The organism is Streptomyces pluripotens, assembly GCF_000802245.2.
GTDB lineage: Bacteria > Actinomycetota > Actinomycetes > Streptomycetales > Streptomycetaceae > Streptomyces > Streptomyces pluripotens.
The window spans coordinates 430,914-451,678 of sequence record NZ_CP021080.1 but is presented as its reverse complement, the minus strand read 5'-3'; the positions used below and the strand labels follow the sequence as shown (position 1 = coordinate 451,678).

Here is a 20,765-nt window from a genome sequence, read left to right as displayed (position 1 = left end):
CCGTGTTGCCGACGCCTCGGCGGTCTTCCTCGTCCCGCGCTGTCGCACCGGGCCGGGTACCACGCATCTTCCAGACGACCGGACCGTCCGGATGCACCGCGCGGCCGTTCGCGTGCGGCCTGTCCCCGATGCATCAGCCGAACGGCGCATCCGGTTCGGTGCCGCAAGCGGAATGTCAGATGTAGCGATGTCACGACGTGCGAGAGGAACCGCGATGCGCTCCACCGAGGCCAGCCACCGGCACACGGCACCGCCGGGTGCGCCGCCCGACCGCTCTCGAAACGACGGACCGCCCGACGGCACCCGCGGCCCGGCGGCCGAGTACGGCGAGCACGGCGAGCACGGCGAGTACAGCGAGGACGGCCTGGGCCGGGGCGGAGACCCCCGTGTCGTCGACGGCGACGTCGCGGGTGCGGTCCGCGCGGTGCTCGCCCGGCTGCTGGCCGCCCGGCTGGCCCGGGGCCGAGCCCTCGACACGCTCTTCGCCCGGGACCTGGCGGAGCGGGTCGCTGACTTCGCCCTGTGCGGTGGACGGCGTATCCGCCCCCGCCTGCTGTGGTGGTCGCTGCGGGCCTGCGGTGGTGGCGAGGCATCCCAGGTACGGGCAGCCCTGCACGCCGGCGCGGCGCTGGAGCTGCTGCAGACCTGCGCCCTCGTCCACGACGACCTGATGGACGCTGCCCCGACACGCCGTGGCCGGCCCGCTCTACACCGTGCCGTTGCCGAGCAGTACGCCGATTCGGCGCCCATGGCGGCGCGCCGGCTCGGCGAGGCAGCGGCCGTGCTCGCTGGCGACCTGGCCCTGGCCTGGGCCGACGACCTGGTGACAGACCTGCTGGTTGAGGAGGGCGACCTACCGCCCGGCGCCGCCCGGGGGATGCGGGACGTCTGGCGTGCCACACGCATGGAGATGGTGGCCGGCCAGTACCTCGACGTACAGGGCCAGGCGACCGGCGTGCGCACCCTGACCCCGGCCGTGCGCGCCGCGTGCCTCAAGAGTGCCCTGTACAGCGTCGAGCGCCCCCTGGAACTCGGCACCGTCCTCGCGGGCGCCAGCGCAGGCACCACGCGCGCACTGTGCCGGGCCGGCCGCTGCGCCGGCCTCGCCTTCCAACTGCGGGACGACCTCGACGACCTGTTCACCGACCCCGCCGTCACCGGCAAACCCTCCGGTGGCGACGTGCGCGAAGGCAAGCCCACCTACCTCCTGGCGGTGGCCCGCGCCCGCGCCGCCGCGGACGGGAACCGGACCGCGCTCGCCGTGCTGGACACCTCGCTGGGCCGGCCCGACCTGAGCGAGGACGCCCTGGACCGGGTGCGCTCCGCCGTGACCGCGACCGGCGCCCCTGACCTGGTCCGGGGCAAGATCGAGCGGTTGTCCGGGCAGGCCCTGCGCCACCTCGCCGACGTGGACCTGGAGCCCCGCCCGGCGGCCGAGTTGCGCACGCTGTTCGCCGAGGTCACCGGGGCCCACGGAGCGGTGCCCGAACCGGCCGGCGGTCTGCCGCTCGCCGCCGCGCTCGTCGCTTCCCCGGCCGTGGGGGGAGAACGGTGAGTCGATCCCTGAAGGGACCCACCGACCACGTGGTGGTCGTCGGCGCCGGGCTCGCCGGCCTGTCCGCCGCCCTGCACCTCCTCGGCGCGGGCCGCCGGGTGACCGTCGTCGAACGCGACGCCGGTCCCGGCGGGCGTGCCGGCCGGATCGAGCGCGCCGGCTATCGCATCGACACCGGTCCCACCGTACTGACCATGCCGGAGGTCGCGGACGAGGCGTTCGCCGCGGTCGGCGCGTCGATGTACGACCGCATCGATCTGATGCCGCTGCACCCGGCCTACCGCGCGTCCTTCGCTGACGGCGCTACGCTCGACGTGCACACCGACGCCGACGCGATGGAGGCGGAGGTGGAACGCTTCGCCGGCCCGGCCGAAGCAGCCGGCTACCACCGGCTGCGGCAGTGGCTGACCGAGCTGTACCGGGCCGAGCGACACCGTTTCCTCGACGCCGACTTCGACTCCGCCCGGCAGCTGCTCGGTCCCGACCTGGTGCGGCTCGCCGTGCTCGGCGGCTTCGGACGCTGGGAGTCAGCCGTGGCCCGCCATCTGCGCGACGAGCGGCTGCGCCGTGTCTTCACCTTCCAGGCCCTCTACGCGGGCGTGCCCCCGACGCGCGCCCTCGCCGCCTATGCGGTCATCGCCTACATGGACACCGTCGCCGGCGTGTACTTCCCGCGCGGTGGCATGCACGCCCTGCCGCGTGCGATGGCCGAGGCGGCCGAGGAGGCCGGCGCCGTCCTCCACTACGGCCGGCCCGTCACCTCACTGGAACGCTTAGGCGACCGGATCACCGCCGTGATCACCGACGAGGGACGCATCCCCTGCGACGCCGTCGTCCTGACCCCGGAACTGCCGGCGGCCTACCGCCTCCTCGGCCGCACCCCGCGCCGCCCGGTGCGGCTGCGGCACGCCCCCTCGGCCGTCGTCCTGCACGCCGGCTGTGACCGCACCTGGCCCCAACTGGCCCACCACACCCTGTCCTTCGGACACGCCTGGCGGCGCACCTTCGACGAACTCACCCGCACCGGCGAGCTGATGAGCGACCCCTCCCTGCTGATCACCCGTCCCACCGCCACCGACCCCGCGCTGGCTCCGCCAGGCCGGCACCTGCACTACATCCTCGCCCCCTGCCCGCATACCGGCCTCGGCCCCGGGCTCGCCGACTGGCACGACCTCGGCCCTCGCTACCGCGACGGCCTGCTACGCGAGCTGGAACGCCGGGGACTCGACGGCATCGCCGCGTCGATCGAGGAGGAGTGCCTGGTCACCCCGGCCGACTGGACGGCGCAGGGCCACGCGGCCGGTACCCCCTTCTCCGCCGCGCACAGCATGGCCCAGACCGGCCCGTTCCGCCCCCGCAATCTGGTGCGCGGCACCACCAACGCCGTCCTCGCCGGCTGCGGCACCACGCCTGGCGTCGGAGTACCGCCCGTCCTGCTGTCGGGCAAGCTCGCTGCCGCTCGCCTCACCGGTGTCACCAGCGGGACCCGCGCCGGCCGCACCACCGCCTCCCGGGGCATCCGGACCCCGGGTTCTCCCCAAGGAGCCCGCCCATGACCGCCCGGGAGCTGGACGCCGCCGGCGTCACCGACCCGGAGCTCCGCGCCGCGTACACCCGCTGTCGCGAGCTGAACGCACGGCACGGCCGCACCTACTTCCTCGCCACCCGGCTGCTCACCCCCGGCCAACGCCCTGCCGTGCACGCGCTGTACGGCTTCGCCCGCTGGGCCGACGACATCGTCGACTCCCTCGACGACACCGCCGGCCCGGACGTCCGCGCCGCTGCCCTCGACCGGCTGGCCGCCGACCTCGCCCGCGGCCTGGCCGGCGGCACGGGTGCCGAACCGGTGGTGCGGGCACTCGCCGACACCGCGCACCGGTACGCCATCGACCACCGCCACCTCACCGACTTCCTCGCCTCCATGCGCAGCGACCTGACGGTCACCGACTACGCCACCTACGCCGAGCTGCGCGGCTACATGCACGGCTCGGCCGCCGTCATCGGCCTGCAGATGCTGCCCGTCCTCGGCACCCCGGGCCCGCGCGAGGAAGCCGAGCCCTACGCGGCCGAACTGGGCGTTGCCTTCCAGCTCACCAACTTCCTGCGGGACGTGGGGGAGGACCTGGACCGCGGACGGGTCTACATCCCCCAGGACGTCCTGGCCGCCCACGGCGTCCACCGCGACCTGTTGCACCACTGCCGCGACACCGGCACTACCGACCACCGGGTCACGGCGGCGTTCGAGGAGTTCGCGTCGCTCACCCGCGCCGCCTACCGTCGCGCCGCGCCCGGCGTGGCCCTGCTCGACCCGGTTTCCCAGCCCTGCATCCGCACCGCGTTCGTCCTGTACGGCGGCATCCTGGACGCGGTCGCCGCCACCGGGTACGCCGTGCTCCGCCATCGCGCCGTGGTGCCTCGGCGGCGCCGGGCGCTGGTCGCGGCCGACGGCCTGATCCGGCTGGCCGCCGCCCGCACCGCCGCCCGCAGGACCCGCGGCCGGCCCGCACCGGCCGCCGTACCGCCCGTGCACCGCACCGCCCACGCACCGGTCCGCCACGAGGAGATCGTGTGAGCCCCGTCCCACCGTCGCGTCGCCGTCGTGTGCCGGTGAGCCTGCGCCGCGCCCCCGTCGCCTGGGAACGCCAGCGCCCCACCTGGCGCGAAGCGAGCCCCGCGCTGATCGCCGACGCACTCGCACGCGCCCAGGCCCGCCCCACCGGTAACTGGTACGTCGTCGGTGCCTCCCGCGCGCTGCGCCCCGACCGCCCGATGGCCCGCTCCGTGGCCGGGCGGGAGGTCGTCCTGTGGCGGAACGGAGAGGGGCGTCTGGTGGCCGGGCCGGGCAGCTGTCCGCACCTGGGGGCGCCCCTAGGGGACAGCCCGGTGCGCTGCGGCACCCTGGTGTGCCGCTGGCACGGGCTCGCCCTGGACGGAGGGCCGTTCGCCGGCTGGGAGCCGTGGCCGGCCCATGACGACGGGGTACTGGTCTGGGTGCGGCTGGACGAGGTCGGGGGAGAACAGCCCGTAGACCGCCCGGCGGTGCCGGAGCGCCCGATGGTGGCCGCGGCGCTGACGGCCGTCTACACCAGGGTCGGCGCCTGCGAACCGGAGGACGTGGTCGCCAACCGCCTCGACCCCTGGCACGGTGCCTGGTTCCACCCGTACTCCTTCGTCGACCTGGCTGTGGTCCGAGCCCCCACCCGGGGCGAGGAGGACGACTCGTTCACGGTGGACGTGTCCTTCAAAGTGGCGGGGCGACTCGTCGTCCCGGTCCGCGCGGTGTTCACCGCTCCCGGCCCGCGCACCGTCGTCATGCGGATCACGGCGGGCGAAGGGGAGGGCTCCGTGGTGGAGACGCACGCCACCCCGCTCGGGCCGGACGCCGGCGGACAGCCGCGCACGGCAGTTGTGGAGGCCGTCATCGCCACGTCCGGGCGGACCGGCTTCGCTGTGGCCCGTCGCGCCGCCCCGGTGCTGCGCCCGGTCGTGCGAGCCGTCGCCGGCCGGCTGTGGCGCGACGACCTGGCCTACGCCGAGCGCCGCTGGGCGCTGCGTTCCGCGGGACGATTCCCCGGCTGAGTGGGACGGTCCCCGGCTGGGCGGGACGGTCCCGGCACCCGGTCCGGCTTGCCCCGCCGACCGGGGGCTGCTGCAGGCCCGGGGGCGTCAGCCGGCCCCGACCGGCGCGGGGCGTGCGCCGCGGTCCTCGTCGTAGAGGCGGCTCAGGACTGCCACCGCGTCCCGCAGCCCGGTGCAGTGTGGAAAGCCCGACCTCGCCGGCTGGCCCCAGCCCGGTCCGGCCGGCAGCACCACGGGCCGTCGCCGCGCGCCGGCCGCTCCCCACTGGAGCCCGGCCACGTGCCGGGCCAGCGGCACCGAGGCCGTCGAGCGGGTCTGCGCCCACAGCACGACAGCGGTCGGACCGGTGCGGCGTACGCACGCCTGCAACGCCTCCGCCGGCACGGCCGCGCCCAGTGTCCGCGTCGGTACGCCCCGCTCGCCCAGCGCGGCGGTCAGCGCCTCCAGGGCCAGCGAGTGCTGCTCGCCGGGTGTGCAGGCCAGCACCACGGGCGGGGCCTTGGCCGGCGGCGGAGCGCTGGGCAGCAGCAGCGGAGCGCTGCGCAGGGTGCTGGAGATGTGCCAGGACAGCAGGTGCTCGACCTCCACGTAGCGGTCACCGGACGACTCCCACTTGCGGCCCACCGCGCGCAGCGTCGGCACCATCACCTCCTCCCACGCCACCGCCAGGCCGTGGTGCCGTACGGCGTCCCGCAACCGATGGTCGAGCTCCGGCGCGTCCAGCCGTACCGCGGATCGGGCCAGGCCGCGGCACTCCTGCCGCACGTCCCCGAGCGGTAGCCCGCCGCCGGGGCCGCCGGGGCGCGCCGCCGCGGCGGCCGGCGGGACGTCCGGGACCGCTCCAGGGCCGGGCGGTCGGGGTGCCGGCGCCTCGCGGCTCTCCTGCCCACCGCCCGGTGCGAAGCGCAGCAGGGCCACGCGCGCCGCCTCCGCCGGCGGGGCTCCGGAGGCCGTGAGCCGGCACATCTCCTCCGCCATCGCGATGTCCGTGGGCGACCAGCGGCGGTGGCCACCGGGCGAACGCCCGGTCGGACCGAGCCCGTAGCGACGGTCCCAGGAGCGCAGGGTGGTGGGCGAGACACCGAGCCGGCGGGCGAGCACACCCGTGGTGACGGCCGCTTCGGCGGGTGGGCCGGTCATGGTCTGGCCTGCCGGTGGGGCGCCGTCCGGTTCGGCGGTGGGGGTGGAGGTGGGGGCGGGGTGCTCGTGGTCATGGCGAAGATCAGCGTCCTGGTGCTGTCGGCTGGCCCGCGGAAGCGGGACACGACGGTGTGGAAACGGGACACGACGGTGACGAGAAGCTATCGATGCGAGAACGATGCGAGTTGTCCCCATACTTCCCCCGTGCGCAGTCTGAGGCAAGGCCGGAACGACGTACCCGGCGCCGATCGCCCAGGAGGCACGCGATGAACCGGCTTGCGACGATCCATCCCGAGACGGCTCTCTCCTGCGCACGGACCGTCGAGTCTTCCGCCCCCGAGTCTTCCGCCCCCGAGTCTTCCGCCCCCGAGGCGGACGGCCTCGGCACGGACTGGTCGGAACTGCACCAGCGGTGGTCCGGATACGTTCACGCGCTCGCCCGGCGGACGCTGGGAGACAGCCGGGACGCCGAGGACGTGACGCAGCAGGTGTTCGCAGCCGCCTGGCGCGGGCGCGCCGGCTACCGTGCCGAACGGGGACCGATCCCCGCCTGGCTCGCGGGCATCACCCGGCGCAAGGTGGCCGACGCCCTCGCCGCGCGCGCCCGCCGCGCCGAACTGACCGCGCGGGCTGCCGAACGACCCGCGACGAGTCGGGCCCCGGAGCGCGACCCCGACACCGCGCTGGACCGCCTGGTCGTCACCGCCGCCCTGGCCCGGCTCTCGGCTCCCCAGCGACGCGTCCTGCGGCTCGCCTTCTACCAGGACCTCACCCAGACGCAGATTGCGGCGGTCACCGGATGGCCGCTGGGCACGGTCAAGAGCCACACCCGCCGCGGGCTCGACCGGCTTCGGACCTGCCTGCAGGACGACGGCGTGCGCGCCGCCTGAGGCGCGCGTATTGGACCGCTGCACCATCGATGCGACGAGGAGGCTGCGCCGCCGGGCGAGGCGCACGAGGCAGCCCCAGGTATCCCCCGCAGCGGCATCGACGTCCGGCGCCGGTACGGCTCCGCCTTCCGGCCCCCACCGGGTGCGCTGCGGCGGAAGACCGTGACCGGGCGCGCCAGACCCTCCTGGCACAGGAGTGGGGCCGCGACCGCGAGGCGACCGAGGGGGCGGGCGTCCAGCGCAACCGCATCGAGTGGCTCGTCGACGACGCCTGAGCGAAAGAATCCCCGCCGCCTGAGCAGCGAGCCGGTATCCCGTGTTCCAACGTCTCTTCCCGTGTCAGAGACAGGCACTAGGATCTGCCATCTGGGTCTGACCGCGGGGAACGGCGACCCTTGCGGGAGACGAGAAGCGGGGAACAGGCATGCGGGAAGGCCGGTGGGTCACGGTCACCGAGTCCGAGTTCGATCACGAACGCCGCGGCCTGGAAGCGATCCGCGCGAAGCTGCCGGACTCCGACCCCTGGCGCGCCTGGTCGAACTTCACCTTCACCGCGCACACGGGCCATGTCCGCGAGGTCGACCTCCTGGTCGTCGCCCCCGGCGGCGTCTGCATGATCGAGCTCAAGGACTGGCACGGCTCGCTCACCTCGGAGAACGGCACCTGGGTCCAGACCACGCCCCGCGGACGCCGCCGCACGCACGGCAATCCGCTGCACCTGGTCAACAAGAAGGCCAAGGAACTGGCCGGGCTCCTCGCGCAGACCGGCGGCAAGCGGGTCTGGGTCGCCGAGGCCGTCTGCTTCACGGACAACGGCCTCCGCGTACGCCTGCCCGCCCACGACCAGAACGGCGTGTACACCGTCGCCCAGCTGGTCGACATGCTCCAGCAGCCCCCGCGTGACGAACGCCGCCGCATCACCGCGATCGGCTCCCGCGAGATCGCCGCGGCCCTGAAGAAGGTCGGCATCCGCAAGAGCGAGGCGCAGTACAAGGTCGGCCCGTACGAGCTGGAGCGGAAGTCCTTCGACTCCGGACCCACCTGGGCCGACTACCTCGCCCGCCACAGCGACCTGCCCGAGGCCGCCCGGGTCCGCATCTACCTCAGCGAGCGCGGCTCGGACGCCTCGCTGAGGCAGTCCGTCGAGAACGCCGCCCGGCGCGAGGCAGCGGTGCTCGGCCGCTTCAAGCACCCGGGCGCCGTCGAACTCAAGCAGTACTTCCCCTCCGGCCACGCCGCCGGCCCCGCGCTGATCTTCGACTACCACCCGGACACCCTGAAGCTGGACGAGTTCCTGGTCCAGTACGGTGAGAAGCTGGACATCCTCGGCCGGATGGCGCTGGTCCGCCAGCTCGCCGAGACCATGCGCTCCGCGCACTCCAGCCGCATCCACCACCGGGCGCTCGCCGCCCGCTCCGTGCACGTCGTCCCCCGCCCGCGCGGCCGGAAGGGCCGGGCCGTCGGCGAGGAGGCCGCCTGGCTCGCCCCACGGCTCCAGATCTCCGACTGGCAGATCGCCACCCAGCGCAGCGCTGACTCCTCCCAGGGCGTCACCCGGTTCGCGCCGACGGCCCTGTCCTCCATGCACCTGGGTGAGGACGCCGACCCCTACCTCGCCCCCGAACTCACCGCCCTCCACCCCGACCCGGTCTACCTCGACGTCTACGGCCTCGGCGTCCTCACCTACCTCCTGGTCACCGGAAAGGCCCCGGCCGCCAGCCAGGCCGAACTGCTGGCCCGCCTGGAAGCGGGGGAGGGCCTGCGCCCCAGCTCCCTGGTGGACGGCCTGTCGGAGGACGTGGACGAGCTGGTGCAGGCCGCCACCGCCTACCGCCCCGGACAACGCCTCTCCAGCGTCGACGAGTTCCTGGAACTGCTGGAAGTCGTCGAGGACTCCCTCACCGCCCCCGCCACCGAGGCCGCCGCCTCCGACGGACAGGGCGAGGGCGATGCCGGGGCGGCTCCCTCCGAGAAGGACCCGCTGGAGGCCGTCGCCGGTGACGTGCTCGCCGGCCGCTGGGAGATCCGCCGCCGCCTCGGCACCGGCTCCACCAGCCGCGCCTTCCTCGTCCGCGACCTGCAGGCCGAGGCCCACAAGACCCGCCCGCTGGCGGTGCTGAAGGTCGCCCTCTCCGACAGCCGCGGCGAGATCCTGGTCCGCGAGGCCGAGGCCATGGGCCGCCTGCGCCCCGACTCCCGCATCATCCGCCTCGTCGAACCCGAGCCGCAGCACATCGGCGGCCGTACCGTCCTGGTCCTGGAGTACGTCGGCGACGAACGGGACGACACCGGCCAGGGCACGGCCACCGAGGGCACCCCCCGCCCCCGCCGCCGCGAGGAGACCGTCGCCCGCCAGCTCCGCGAGAACGGCCGCCTCCAGGTCGACCAGTTGGAGGCCTACGGCGACTACCTGTTCGGAGCCGTCGACTTCCTGGAGGGCGAGGGGGTCTGGCACCGCGACATCAAGCCGGACAACATCGCCATCCGCATCCGCCCCAACCGCACCCGCGAACTCGTCCTCATCGACTTCTCCCTCGCCGGCTACCCGGCGAACAAGACCGACGCGGGCACCGACGGCTACCTCGACCCCTTCGTCGACGTCATCACACGCGGCTCGTACGACTCGCACGCCGAGCGGTACGCCGTCGCCGTCACCCTGCACCAGATGGCCTCCGGTGAGTTGCCCAGGTGGGGCGACGGCAGCCTGCTGCCCCGCATGACCGACGCCAAGGAGTGGCCGTACCCGACCATCGCGGCCGAGGCCTTCGACCCGGCCGTCCGGGACGGGCTCGTCGCCTTCTTCCAGAAGGCCCTGCACCGCGACGCGGGCAAGCGGTACCCCGAGCTCAAGCCGATGCGGGACGCCTGGCGCAAGGTCTTCCTCGACGCCTCGCAGACCGTCCCCTCCAGCCACCGCACCCGCCACCCGACCGCCCCGCCCACCGGGCAGGGGTCGTCCGCGCCGAGCGCTCCCTCCGTGGGCATCGCGGACGCCGAGCCGGAGACCGCCGAGCAGCAGCGCGACCGTCTCGCCGCCGACGTCTCCGGGGACACCCCGCTGACCGTCTCCGGCCTCACCCCCGCCGCCCAGTCCTTCCTCTACGGCCTGGGCATCACCACGGTCGGCGAACTCCTGGACTACAGCCGCCGCAAGCTCGTCAACGCCCCCGGCCTCGGCGCCAAGACCCGCAACGAGGTCCAGCAGCGCCAGCGGGAGTGGGGCGAGCGGCTGCGCGCGACGCCGGTCTCCCCGCTCACGGCCAAGGGCCGGGCGGAGGCCAAGGAGGAGCTGGAGCAACTCACCGCCGCCGAGTCGGCCGTGGCCGGCCAGCTCGCGACGGGCGACTCGGCCGGCACGCTGCCCCCGCGCACGCTGCGCTCCGTCAGCCTCGACACCCTCGCCACCGTCTTCGTGCCCGCCGTCAACAACAACGGCTCCAACCGCAACAAGGCGGAGATGGTCCGGCTGCTGCTGCGCCTGCCCGACGAGCACGGTGCGCTGCCCGGCATCGGCGTCTGGCCGAAGCAGAAGGACGTGGCCGACGCGCTCGGCCTGAGCCACGGCCGCATCCCGCAGATGCTCAAGGAGGAGCGCAAGCGCTGGAAGGCGGAGCCCGCCGTCCACGCCCTGCGCGAGGAGATCGTCGAACTGATGGTGAGCATGGGGCGGGTCGCGTCGGCGGTGGAGATCGCCGATGCGCTCGCCATCCGGCGCGGCACCCACCTCGCCGGGCGCGAGCAGCGGCGCGCGATGGCGCTGGCCGCTGTACGGGCCGTGGTCGAGGCCGAGCAACTACTTCCGCAGGAAGCCGAGTTCCAGCACCAGGCCAACCGCAAGGCGACCGACGAGTCCCTCGGCGCCGGCCTGCTCGCCCTCGACGTACGAGAGGACGACGGCCCGGACACCCCGACCGCGCCCGGCCTGCTGGAATACGCGACCCGTCTCGGCAAGACGGCTGACCGGCTCGCCAGGCTGGACACCCTGCCGACGGCCGCGACCGTCCTGGCCGAACTGGGCGCGCTGACGGTACCGCCCGGCGCGGTCGACTGGGACGAGCGGCGCATGGTGGAGCTGGCGGCTGCGGCATCGGTGAACGCCGCCGCCACCCCGCGCCTGGAGATCTACCCGCGCGACCTGTCCCTCGTCCGGGCGTTGCGCCTGACCCAGGCCGGACTCGTCCGCTGGATTCCGGGCGTGCCGGAAGGCCGTCAGCCCGGCCTGACCGGTGACGACGTGCACGAGCGGGTACGCGCACGCTTCCCCGAGCTGGTCGTCCCGGACGGTCGGGGCGGCACCGTCCACGCACTGCCGACGGGTGGCCCGCTCACCAAGGCCCTGCGCGACGCGGGCTTCGAACTGTCGCTCAACACGCGCGAGGACACGGGCACGCTGCGGTACCTGCCGACGCGGATCGAGGACGCGTCCAGCTACCTCACGACGGGTGCGTGGCGGCAGTCGACGCGTACGGGTGCGGTGACGCGCTACGCCGACGACCCGCAACTCGCGGGCGCGGTGCGCGCGGAGGAGCGACTGCTGGCATCGGCCCGCCGGGACGGGTATCGGGTACTGACTGTACGGCAGCACCTGACACGGGACGCGGTGCGCGAACTGGGCGCCGATCGGTTGGGCGTGGCCGCGTTGTCGGTGACGGAGCTGTTCCTTGACGCCCTGCACGCGCAGGTCACGCCGGGCACCAAACCGACTTGGGAGACCCTACTCAAGGCCGACGCCGCCGAGCCGGGCTCGAAGGGCGCCGTGCGGTTCGCGGAGTACGCGCGGACGGCGTGGGGCGCGGTCGAGCCCCGGATCGCGGAACTGCTGGGCAACGACAGCGGTCCGGCAGCGGGGCCCGTTCTGCTGACGGAGGCTGGCGTGTTCGCGCGGTACGACGCGATGGGCGTCCTGGACCGGCTGGCGTCGGCGGCCCGTCGGGGCGGGCGGGGGCTGTGGCTCCTCGTCCCGCAGGCCGACCCCTCGCGCGAGCCCCGGCTCGGGCAGGTGGCCGTGCCGTACCAGGCCGGCCTGGGGGAGTGGATCCAGCTTCCGGACACGTGGGTGGGCAACGCCCACCGCGGTTCCGGTGAGGGTGTGGCAAGCGTTGTCGAGGGAGACGCGAAGTGATCGACCGCAAGGCTCTGTTGGACGACCTGAAGCAGCAGGTCAAGGCGGTCGAGGCCGACCTCGGGCGACAGGTGGGGGCACTGGACGAGGTCGGCACGCGGCTCAGGGCCGAGTACGAGCGCGCGCGCAAGCTGGGGCGTACGGCGGCCACCTGGAACTCGTGGCTGGACGAGCGCGTCACGCAGGTCGCGGTGGCCTGGGTGCTGGGAACTGTGTTCGTACGGTTCTGCGAGGACAACCGGCTGATCCCCGAGCCGTACCTGACGGGGCCGGACGGTGACCGGCGGGAACTGGCGGAGTCGCGGTACGACGCCTACGTGGAGTCGGACGACGATCCGACGTACCGGGGCTGGCTGGAGAAGGCGTTCGACGAGCTGGGCCTGGGGCAGGCGGGCCGGCTGCTCTTCGACAAACGGCACAACCCGCTGTACCAGATCCCGCTCTCGCACGACGGTGCACGGGAGTTGGTCGAGTTCTGGCGGGGACGGGACGAGGCGGGTGTCCTCGTCCACGACTTCACCGACCCGCTGAACGAGGACGGCACGGAGGGCTGGGACACGCGGTTCCTGGGCGACCTGTACCAGGACCTGAGCGAGGCCGCCCGGAAGACGTACGCGCTGCTCCAGACACCGGAGTTCGTGGAGGAGTTCATCCTCGACCGGACGATGAATCCCGCGGTGCGGGAGTTCGGGTACGAGGAACTGAAGATGATCGACCCCACCTGCGGATCGGGGCACTTCGTACTGGGGGCGTTTCGGCGGCTGGTGCGGCTGTGGGGGGAGGGTCAGCCGGGACGTGATGTGCACGAGCGGGTGCGGGCTGCGCTGGACTCGGTGCACGGGGTGGACATCAACCCGTTCGCGGTGGCCATTGCCCGGTTCCGGTTGCTGGTCGCGGCTATGGCGGCTAGTGGAGTGCGGACGCTGGGGGAGGCAGCTAAGTACGAGTGGCCGATGCATCTGGCGGTGGGGGACTCGCTCATCAAAGCGCGGCAGCTGGAGTTGACGCTGGGCGGGGATGAGGAGGAGGACGACCCGCTGGCCTCCTTCGCGTACGCCACCGAGGATGTGCATGCGCACCCCGGGATCTTGCAGCAGGGGCGTTATCACGTGGTGGTCGGGAATCCACCGTACATCACGGTGAAAGACAAGAAACTGAACGCGCTGTACAAGAGCCTGTACAACGCCTGTGCTATGCAGTACGCGCTATCGGTGCCTTTCGCTCAACGATTCTTTGAGTTGGCCAAGCGCGGCGATACAGAGGGCCATGGGTATGGCATGGTCGGTCAGATCACCGCGAACTCATTCATGAAGCGGGAGTTCGGCACCAAGCTCATCGAGAACTACTTCACCCACGAAGTCGAACTCACTGAGGTCATCGATACTTCTGGCGCCTACATCCCTGGGCACGGCACGCCGACGGTCATCCTGATCGGCAAGCGCCGTTCCGGAACCGGCCGGTCGACGACGATTCGTACGGTCCGCAGTGTGCAAGGGGAACCGTCTGCCCCAGATAAGGCCGAAGAGGGGTTGGTCTGGCAGGCGATCGCCGGGCAGATCGACAAGCCAGGTTCGGTGAGTCAGTGGGTATCGGTGGGCGATCTTGACCGGATGCGGTACTTTGCGCGCCAGCCGTGGATTTTGACTGACGGTGGCCTGGAGTTGAACGCTCAAATTGAGGGCGCGCAGGTGGCCAAACTCTCGTCCGAAGCGGAGAGTGTTGGGTTCTGTGCTGTAACCCGAGAAGATGACGCCTATTTGATCGGTGCAACTGCCGCGCGGCGATTGGGTGTTCCGCCTAGTTCCATTCGATGGTTTTATGGGGGTGCGTCCGTCAGGGAGTGGGGTGTTCAGGACGGCATTGGTACTGTGTTTCCCTATGATGACGCGACGCGGGCAGCGCAGATTGATGCTGCTACTCAGCGGCTACTTTGGCGCAACCGTGTGCTTCTTCGGCGGCGCAGAGCCCTTTCTGGCACGCAAGAGGAGCAGGGCCTGACATGGTTCGAGTTTTCCAGTTTCAATGGTAGGCGCTATTGGTCCCCCTTCCTCATCGCATTTTCCTTCGTTGCTACACACAACCAGTTCACTCTGCGCCGTGATCGAAGCGGGTTCATTCGCACTGCTCCGGTGATCAAGCTGCGGGAGGGGGCGAGTGAGGAGGAACACCTTCGGTTGCTTGGGCTGCTCAACAGCTCCACTGCTGGCTTCTGGCTCAAAATGGTGAGCCACGACAAGGGCAGCCAGGGGGTCAACGAAGGGTATAAGTCCCAGATTTGGGAGAGGTTTTACGAGTTCACCGGCACTAAGCTCCAGGAGTTCCCCCTCCCTGCTGCCTATCCTGCTGCTCTCACCACCGCTCTCGACACCCTCGCCCAGCAACTCAGCTCCACCACTCCCACCGCAGTGGCCGAGGTCACCACCCCCGCCACCGTCATCCTCCGGGAAGCCCGCGGTGCCTGGCGGTCCATCCACGCCCGCATGATCGCCCTCCAAGAGGAACTCGACTGGCAGGTCTACTCCCTCTACGACCTCCACCCCGAAGATCTCCGCGTTTCCGAGGACCCCGACGCCCCCGATATCCCCGAGCTCGCACTCGGTGAGCGCGCTTTCGAAATCGTCCTCGCGCGCCGCGTCGCCGCAGGCGAAGCCAGTGACGAGTGGTTCAAGCGGCACGGCTCCACGCCCGTCACGGAGATCCCCGGCCACTGGCCCGCCCCCTACCGGGAGATCGTGCAGAAGCGGATCGACGCGATCGAGTCGAACCGTGCGATCGGCATGGTTGAGCGCCCCGAATACAAGCGCCGTTGGGCCACTGAGGGTTGGGACGCGCTCCAGGACAAGGCGCTGCGCTCCTGGTTGCTCGACCGGATGGAGAACCGCGAGCTCTGGTTCGACGAGAACGGTCAGCCTGCCATCCTCACCCTGGCCCGCCTCACCGACGCGCTCTCGCGGGACGAGGACTTCGTCTCCGTCGCCAAGCTCTACGCGCCCCGCAAGGAGCTGGCGAAGGTCGTCGCCGAGCTGATCACCGACGAGCACGTGCCGTTCCTCTCCGCCCTGCGCTACAAGCCCTCCGGGCTGAAGAAGCGAGCCGACTGGGAAGAGGTGTGGGACCTCCAGCGCAAGGAGGACGCCGCGCCGGACGAGCCCGCCAAGCGGAAGATCCGGGACTCCATCCCGGTGCCGCCGAAGTACACCTCGGCCGACTTCCTCCGCCCCTCCTACTGGAGGGCGCGCGGCAAGCTCGACGTGCCGAAGGAGCGGTTCGTCTCCTACGGACAGACCAACGCCGCCACCCCCGAGTTGTACGGGTGGGCAGGCTGGGACCACCGGGAGCAGGCGCAGGCCCTCGCCACGTACTTCACCAACACCGCGCTGTCCACCGAGGAGATCACGCCGTTCCTCGCCGGCCTGCTGGAACTCCAGCCGTGGCTGGGTCAGTGGCACAACGAGTTCGACATGCTCTACAGCGGCTCCCCGGCGGACTTCTTCGCCGGCTACCGCCAGCAGAAGCAGGGCGAGCACGGGCTCACCGACGACGATCTCCGTAACTGGCGACCCCCGGCCGCGACCCGAGGCCGACGCGCTGCCGCGAAGAAGTAGCCGCAGTGGCTTCGGTGCCATGTCCGTACGTCGGTGCTGAATCTGCCAGATGAGGAGCCGCCACCGGGTGGGCGTGCGGATGGTCGCCGGTCGGTAGACGTACCTCCGCCCATACGGTCTTGCCGGGGGCGGCTGGGCGAGGGGCGACGCCCCAGTCGTCCGCGAGGGCGGCGACGAGAAGGAGGCCCCGGCCGGACTCGGATACGGAGTCGGGGGTCGGGGGAATGAGTGAGGGCTGCTTCTCGGCGCGGGTGTCGGTCACCTCAATGCGGAAGGTGTCCTCGGCCAGGGTGAGTTGAACACGAAAGTCCCGGCCGGCGACGTGGCCGTGGCGTACCGCGTTGGCGCTGAGTTCAGCCGTGATGAGGGTGAGCGTCTCGTTGGCCGGGGTCGTGTAGGGGTGGCCCCAGTCGTTCAGGCGGTGCGAAACGAGTCGGCGGGCGAGACGGGCACCACGTGGGGTCGAGGTGAAGCGCATGGCGAACTCACGTTCGGTTGCGGAATGCTGGGGCACGTGCCCGTTCGGGGGAGTTGCTGACTTCATGCGGTCAACGGTTGCGGACTCTGCGTAGCGTTGAACAGGAGCGACGTGCTGACGGGTGCGGGCTGTACACGTGGGCGGTGCTCTTGTAGGCGGCGTCGGGCGTGACCGGTTCCCGGGTCGTGCGTTGGGCGGGCGGAGTCCGGTGACTGCGATGGTCGTACGGGAGGAGCTGCGGCGTGGACGACGAGGTTCAGCAGTCGGAGTACGAGGTCGGGACGGGCATGCTGTGCGTGTTCGGGAGGCAGATGAAGCTGTTCCGGGAGCGGGCGGGGATGGACCGCGCGAAGTTCGGGTCACTGACCGGATACTCCGCCTCGACGATCGCGTCGTTCGAGCAGGGGAGGCGCATTCCACCGCCCAAGTTCATCGACCGGGCGGATGAAGTGCTGGGAGGGGGCGGGGTGTTGAGTGCGAGCAAGGAGGAGGTGGCTCGGGCTCAGTATCCGGCGTTCTTCCGGGACGCGGCCAGGTTGGAGGCCGAGGCGGTTGAGCTTCATGTGTACGCGAACCAGGCAGTGCCCGGGCTCTTGCAGACAGAGGAGTACGCCCGAGCCATCTTCATGATGATGAGGCCGCCCATGGATGACGAACTGATTGAACAGCGAGTGTCCGCGCGCCTGGCCCGGCAGGAGATTTTGGGCGGCCGTGCTGCACCGCTCGCCAGCTTCGTCATCGATGAGGCCGTATTGCGGCGTCCGATCGGAGGGTGGGGAGTCCTGCGTGGCCAGCTTGAGCACGTCCTCCTGACGGGGGAGCGGCGGAACATCGAGATTCAGGTGATGCCGCTCGACCGTGAGGAGAACGCCGGTATGGCTGGCCCCTTCACCTTGATCGAAACGAGGGAAGGGCGGAGGATCGCGTACGTTGAGGTACAGAACGTGAGCCGACTGCAGACGGAGCGGGATCGGGTCCGTGCGCTGGAGGCCAAGTACGGAATCATCCGGGCGCAGGCCCTGACTCCACGTGAATCATTGGCGTACGTAGAGAAGTTGCTGGGAGAGCCATGAACGCGCACGTACATCAGCCGCCCATAGACGAGTTGGCATGGCGCAAGAGCAGCTATAGCAGTGAGGAAGGCGGCGAATGCGTCGAGGTCGCCGCCCGCCCCGGCACGGTCCACGTCCGTGACTCCAAGGACACTGCCCGTGCCGCACTCGCCGTGGCCCCCACGGCGTGGACCGCGTTCATCGAGTTCGCGGCCCTCTGACAGGGACGGGGCCCCTGGGTAGGTGTGTTCTTGCCCAGGGTTCCTGTATCTATCCTGGCAGGCCAGAACCCCACCCTGCCGTCCACGAAGCAATGGTCGGGGTCCGTCGTGCGCAGCACCTTCAGCAGTCCTGGCGTTGCGGGACGTCAAGTGCAGCAGTCGATCACTACCGGTCACGTCCCCAGCACGCGACAGCCATGCTCCGACTCACAGCCTGAGAACCTGAGAACGTCATCGCCCCTGGCCACAGCATCGAGAGGCATTTTCGAGCGGCACAGGATGGATGACCGGGGCGCCTGGGGCTTTTCACCCCGTTTGCTGCGAGATAAACTAACGTTGTTTCGTCTTGCTTCATGGGTGGGGGCTCTGTGTTAGATGTCAATGCAACCATCGCGGTGCTTTCCGGAGTTGCGAGTGGAGCCGCCGCGGGTGCCTCCAAAGTCCGCATGACGCGCCATGCGGTCAAGGACTTCAAGGTGACGGCGGGCTGGTTGAAGGACACGCGCGCCGACCGGAAGAACGTGGCGGAGGCCAAGCGGCTTCTCGGCTTCCAGCAGCGTGACGGCTCGGTGTACCGGAACGACAACGTTCACCCCCTGTACAACGGCGCGGCATCAATCCACCCGGACAATCGACGAGCCCTCCTCGCAGCAGCGGGCGACGACTACCTGGAAGCGGTCCGGCAGGGATCTCTGGAAATCCTGCCGCGCGTCGAGGCCCGGCTGGATGATTCGCTGGTACTCGTGGGGAGCCCGACTTCGGAAGGCATCTCTCGGCTCATCTTCGGATACACGGAAGCTATGGATGTCGAGGACTCACTGATTCTGGACACCCCACCCCTGGATCTTCCCTTCCGTCTGATATTGGATCGCAGTCAGATTCCCGAGCGGGCTCTCGCACGCCGGTTCGTGGAGGACCGAGGCGCCACCGCGCGGCCGAACTGGCGCATCGAGTCCGAGTCCCGGGCGTTCATTCCCGAACTGGGGGAGGACGGTTGGCTGCGAACGGACTACCTCCTGGTGACCCGGCTTCGTAACTTCCTGACCGCCGACGGGTTCGCCCAGGGGCACAGTCTCGTCTCCGTCGCGGGGACACACGGTGTCGGTACCCGTGCCCTCAGCCTTCTCCTCAGAGACCGTGCCCTTCTCAAAGAGATCGCAGCCGTCACCGGCCGCCACGAGAACCCTTCCTTCCAGGCTCTCTTCCGCATAAGCGACATAAAACACGACCCGAAAGCCGGGAGCCGCGGCCGTCGTATAGAACTCGTTCAGAAGCCGGTGGTGATCGGGGACAGCCCGCAGCAGTGGCAGGAGGCCGGCCGCCAGGCGAGTCACACCGTACAGCGATGGCTCGCGTCAGACACGAATGCCGACTGACGGACATTGCTCGACATGTTGAGCACGGCACAGGAGAAAATACCTTTGACGAAGGACATCGTCGGCGCAGGGGATCGCTGGATTCCGGACGCCGAGTACGCGGCAATTCGGGCGCGGGTGCCGATTGTCTGCGTCGACCTGCTCCCTGTCACTCGTTCACCCGTTCGGAAGGTCGGCCTCATCCGCAGGGACACCTACGACGGGGGCCAGGGCTGGTGCCTCGTCGGAGGGGCGATCATCCTGGACGAGTCGATCGGGGAAGCCCTGGCCAGGCACCTGCGTACGACGCTGGGGCCACGATTCCACTTTTTTCAGGAGACCCTGAGCCTGGGCTCGGTGGCCGAGTACTTCCGGGATCGCCGTCCGCAGGCGCTGCATGATCCCCGGAAGCACGCGGTGGCCCTGAGCCACGTCGCCGAGTGCGCGGGTGTGCCCCAACCCACTGGCGAGGCGCTGGACTTCCGCTGGTTCCGGGTGGACGCGCTTCCATCCGCGAGGGAATTCGGCTTCGGCCAGGACCGCGTGGTCAGCAAACTGCTGAGCTCGTGGCGGTGAGTTCATCATCCGGAGCAGCGCGGGCTGCGGGTGCCGATGCCTGAGGCGATCCGTCGACCCTGGCCGAGGCCCTGGCCGTCGCGACGCGGCTGTCGGTGGCCCTGCACCGCACCGGCGACTACCCCTCGGCCTGGGAGACCTCCCGTACCGCGGCGGACCTCACGCAGCCGCTGCTTGGCGCGGATCACCGTCTGGTACTGGCTGCCCGTTCCAGGGCCGGCCGGGCGCTGTTCCGACTGGGCAGGTACGCCGAAGCCGAGTCGTCGCTCCGCAGTGTGCGTGCCCTCCAGGAGAGTCTGTTCGGGGCCGGCGACCCCGACACCTTGGACAGCGGCTACGGCCTTCAGCTCGTGCTGGGAAACCTCGGCAGACGTGAGGAATCGCTCGCACTCCTCCGGGCCGCCGTCACCGGCCGGCGAGCGGCACTGGGCCCTGCGCACCCGCTGACCCTGCGGTCCCGTGCCAGTCTGCTGGAGACGCTGCCCGCCTCCGAGGTGGTCACCGAAGAAGGCGGCGCGCTGCTCTCGCTGCCGTCGGAATGCGCCCGGCTCCTCGGCCCCGATCACACGGTGACGCTGGGCGCCGGACACAACCACGCCTGAGCGCTGTACCTCCTGGGCCGCTTCGAAGAAGCCGACGAGGAGATGCGGCGGGTCGCGCAAGCGTACGTGCGGCGCTTCGGGCCGAGTACCCGATCGTGCTCGCGGCCCGACAGCTCCTCTCCCGGACCCGGTCCGCGCTCGGCCACGTGGATACGGGGATCGAGCTGATGACCGATGTCGTGGCACGGCGGGAGCGCGGCCTGGGTCCCGAGCACCCCTTCACGGTCGCCAGCCGTCAGCTGCTGGACGAGTACTGATCGGGTCGATGGCGCCCGCCCCAGCCGCCTGGCGCATGAGAGCGGGATGCGCGGACGGTGCACGGGGGTATACGGCGCGGGGTCGGTCGGAGTACCGATGTAGGGTGCTATGCGCAGGACGTACGGGTGATCGTTCAGTACGAGGGGGGCAAGGATTGCAAGCGCCGCGTGCCCGCCTCCCTTGACCTGGCCGATGCCGTGAACGTCCTTCTCGCCCGGCGGCATGTGTGACCGGTCCGCTCCTCCGCACCGGGCAGGACCACCGGCACGTCGCACCGCTCACAGGCCGCCCGTAACGTCCGGGCCCTCATCTACGGCCTGGACCGGTGACCG

The 20,765-nt window shown here is 71.0% G+C and carries 15 protein-coding genes; 13 read left to right on the top strand and 2 right to left on the bottom strand.

From position 1 onward, the window contains the following. Nucleotides 1-214: 214 nt before the first annotated feature. The 4 genes from LK06_RS01900 to LK06_RS01885 are packed head-to-tail and all read left to right on the top strand — an operon-like array spanning nt 215 to nt 5,134. The gene (locus LK06_RS01900) at nt 215-1,555 is read left to right on the top strand and encodes a polyprenyl synthetase family protein (RefSeq protein WP_086083010.1); all 1,341 of its coding nucleotides are present in this window, start codon (nt 215-217) and stop codon (nt 1,553-1,555) included. Continuing rightward, nucleotides 1,552-3,111 carry a phytoene desaturase family protein gene (crtI, locus tag LK06_RS01895; RefSeq protein ID WP_043435482.1) on the top strand — a complete coding sequence of 520 codons (1,560 nt, stop codon included), beginning with the start codon at nt 1,552-1,554 and terminating at the stop codon, nt 3,109-3,111. Before LK06_RS01900 ends, crtI begins: the two co-directional genes overlap by 4 nt. Then, nucleotides 3,108-4,127 carry a phytoene/squalene synthase family protein gene (locus LK06_RS01890; RefSeq protein ID WP_043405269.1) on the top strand — a complete coding sequence of 340 codons (1,020 nt, stop codon included), beginning with the start codon at nt 3,108-3,110 and terminating at the stop codon, nt 4,125-4,127. The genes crtI and LK06_RS01890 overlap by 4 nt, the downstream gene beginning before the upstream one ends. Then, nucleotides 4,124-5,134 carry a DUF5914 domain-containing protein gene (locus tag LK06_RS01885; protein WP_043435479.1) on the top strand — a complete coding sequence of 337 codons (1,011 nt, stop codon included), beginning with the start codon at nt 4,124-4,126 and terminating at the stop codon, nt 5,132-5,134. The genes LK06_RS01890 and LK06_RS01885 overlap by 4 nt, the downstream gene beginning before the upstream one ends. An 87-nt stretch (nt 5,135-5,221) precedes the next feature. Here the strand turns inward: LK06_RS01885 and LK06_RS01880 are convergent, their stop codons facing one another. Continuing rightward, nucleotides 5,222-6,274 carry a MerR family transcriptional regulator gene (locus LK06_RS01880; RefSeq protein ID WP_043435478.1) on the bottom strand — a complete coding sequence of 351 codons (1,053 nt, stop codon included), beginning with the start codon at nt 6,272-6,274 and terminating at the stop codon, nt 5,222-5,224. 266 nt (nt 6,275-6,540) lie between these two features. Here LK06_RS01880 and LK06_RS01875 point away from each other — a divergent pair, with 266 nt between their 5' ends. The 3 genes from LK06_RS01875 to pglX all read left to right on the top strand — a co-directional run bounded on the left by LK06_RS01875 (nt 6,541) and on the right by pglX (nt 15,891). Next, nucleotides 6,541-7,164, top strand: coding sequence for an RNA polymerase sigma factor (locus tag LK06_RS01875; RefSeq protein WP_043435477.1), 624 nt, complete (start codon nt 6,541-6,543; stop codon nt 7,162-7,164). A 424-nt stretch (nt 7,165-7,588) separates the two neighbouring features. After that, the gene (pglW, locus tag LK06_RS01870) at nt 7,589-12,286 is read left to right on the top strand and encodes a BREX system serine/threonine kinase PglW (RefSeq protein ID WP_043435474.1); all 4,698 of its coding nucleotides are present in this window, start codon (nt 7,589-7,591) and stop codon (nt 12,284-12,286) included. Next, nucleotides 12,283-15,891, top strand: coding sequence for a BREX-2 system adenine-specific DNA-methyltransferase PglX (gene pglX, locus LK06_RS01865; protein ID WP_043435472.1), 3,609 nt, complete (start codon nt 12,283-12,285; stop codon nt 15,889-15,891). Before pglW ends, pglX begins: the two co-directional genes overlap by 4 nt. Here the strand turns inward: pglX and LK06_RS01860 are convergent. Beyond that, nucleotides 15,818-16,435 carry an ATP-binding protein gene (locus tag LK06_RS01860; protein WP_234367329.1) on the bottom strand — a complete coding sequence of 206 codons (618 nt, stop codon included), beginning with the start codon at nt 16,433-16,435 and terminating at the stop codon, nt 15,818-15,820. The genes pglX and LK06_RS01860 overlap by 74 nt on opposite strands. 176 nt (nt 16,436-16,611) lie before the next feature. On the opposite strand from LK06_RS01860, the gene LK06_RS01855 reads away from it, so the two are divergent. The 6 genes from LK06_RS01855 to LK06_RS35010 all read left to right on the top strand — a co-directional run bounded on the left by LK06_RS01855 (nt 16,612) and on the right by LK06_RS35010 (nt 20,432). After that, nucleotides 16,612-17,442 carry a helix-turn-helix domain-containing protein gene (locus LK06_RS01855; protein ID WP_043435467.1) on the top strand — a complete coding sequence of 277 codons (831 nt, stop codon included), beginning with the start codon at nt 16,612-16,614 and terminating at the stop codon, nt 17,440-17,442. Further along, the gene (locus tag LK06_RS01850; protein WP_043405283.1) at nt 17,439-17,642 is read left to right on the top strand and encodes a DUF397 domain-containing protein; all 204 of its coding nucleotides are present in this window, start codon (nt 17,439-17,441) and stop codon (nt 17,640-17,642) included. The genes LK06_RS01855 and LK06_RS01850 overlap by 4 nt, the downstream gene beginning before the upstream one ends. Before the next feature lie 353 nt (nt 17,643-17,995). Next, nucleotides 17,996-19,018 carry a hypothetical protein gene (locus LK06_RS01845; protein ID WP_159025262.1) on the top strand — a complete coding sequence of 341 codons (1,023 nt, stop codon included), beginning with the start codon at nt 17,996-17,998 and terminating at the stop codon, nt 19,016-19,018. Nucleotides 19,019-19,063: 45 nt separating this feature from the next. Further along, nucleotides 19,064-19,573, top strand: coding sequence for a DUF4916 domain-containing protein (locus LK06_RS01840; protein WP_159025261.1), 510 nt, complete (start codon nt 19,064-19,066; stop codon nt 19,571-19,573). A gap of 95 nt (nt 19,574-19,668) precedes the next feature. Next, on the top strand, nt 19,669-20,175 hold the full coding sequence (locus LK06_RS35015) for a tetratricopeptide repeat protein (RefSeq protein ID WP_308355298.1): 507 nt from the start codon (nt 19,669-19,671) through the stop codon (nt 20,173-20,175). Nucleotides 20,176-20,270: 95 nt separating this feature from the next. Continuing rightward, nucleotides 20,271-20,432, top strand: coding sequence for a hypothetical protein (locus LK06_RS35010; protein WP_324618348.1), 162 nt, complete (start codon nt 20,271-20,273; stop codon nt 20,430-20,432). The last annotated feature ends 333 nt before the right edge of the window (nt 20,433-20,765 follow it).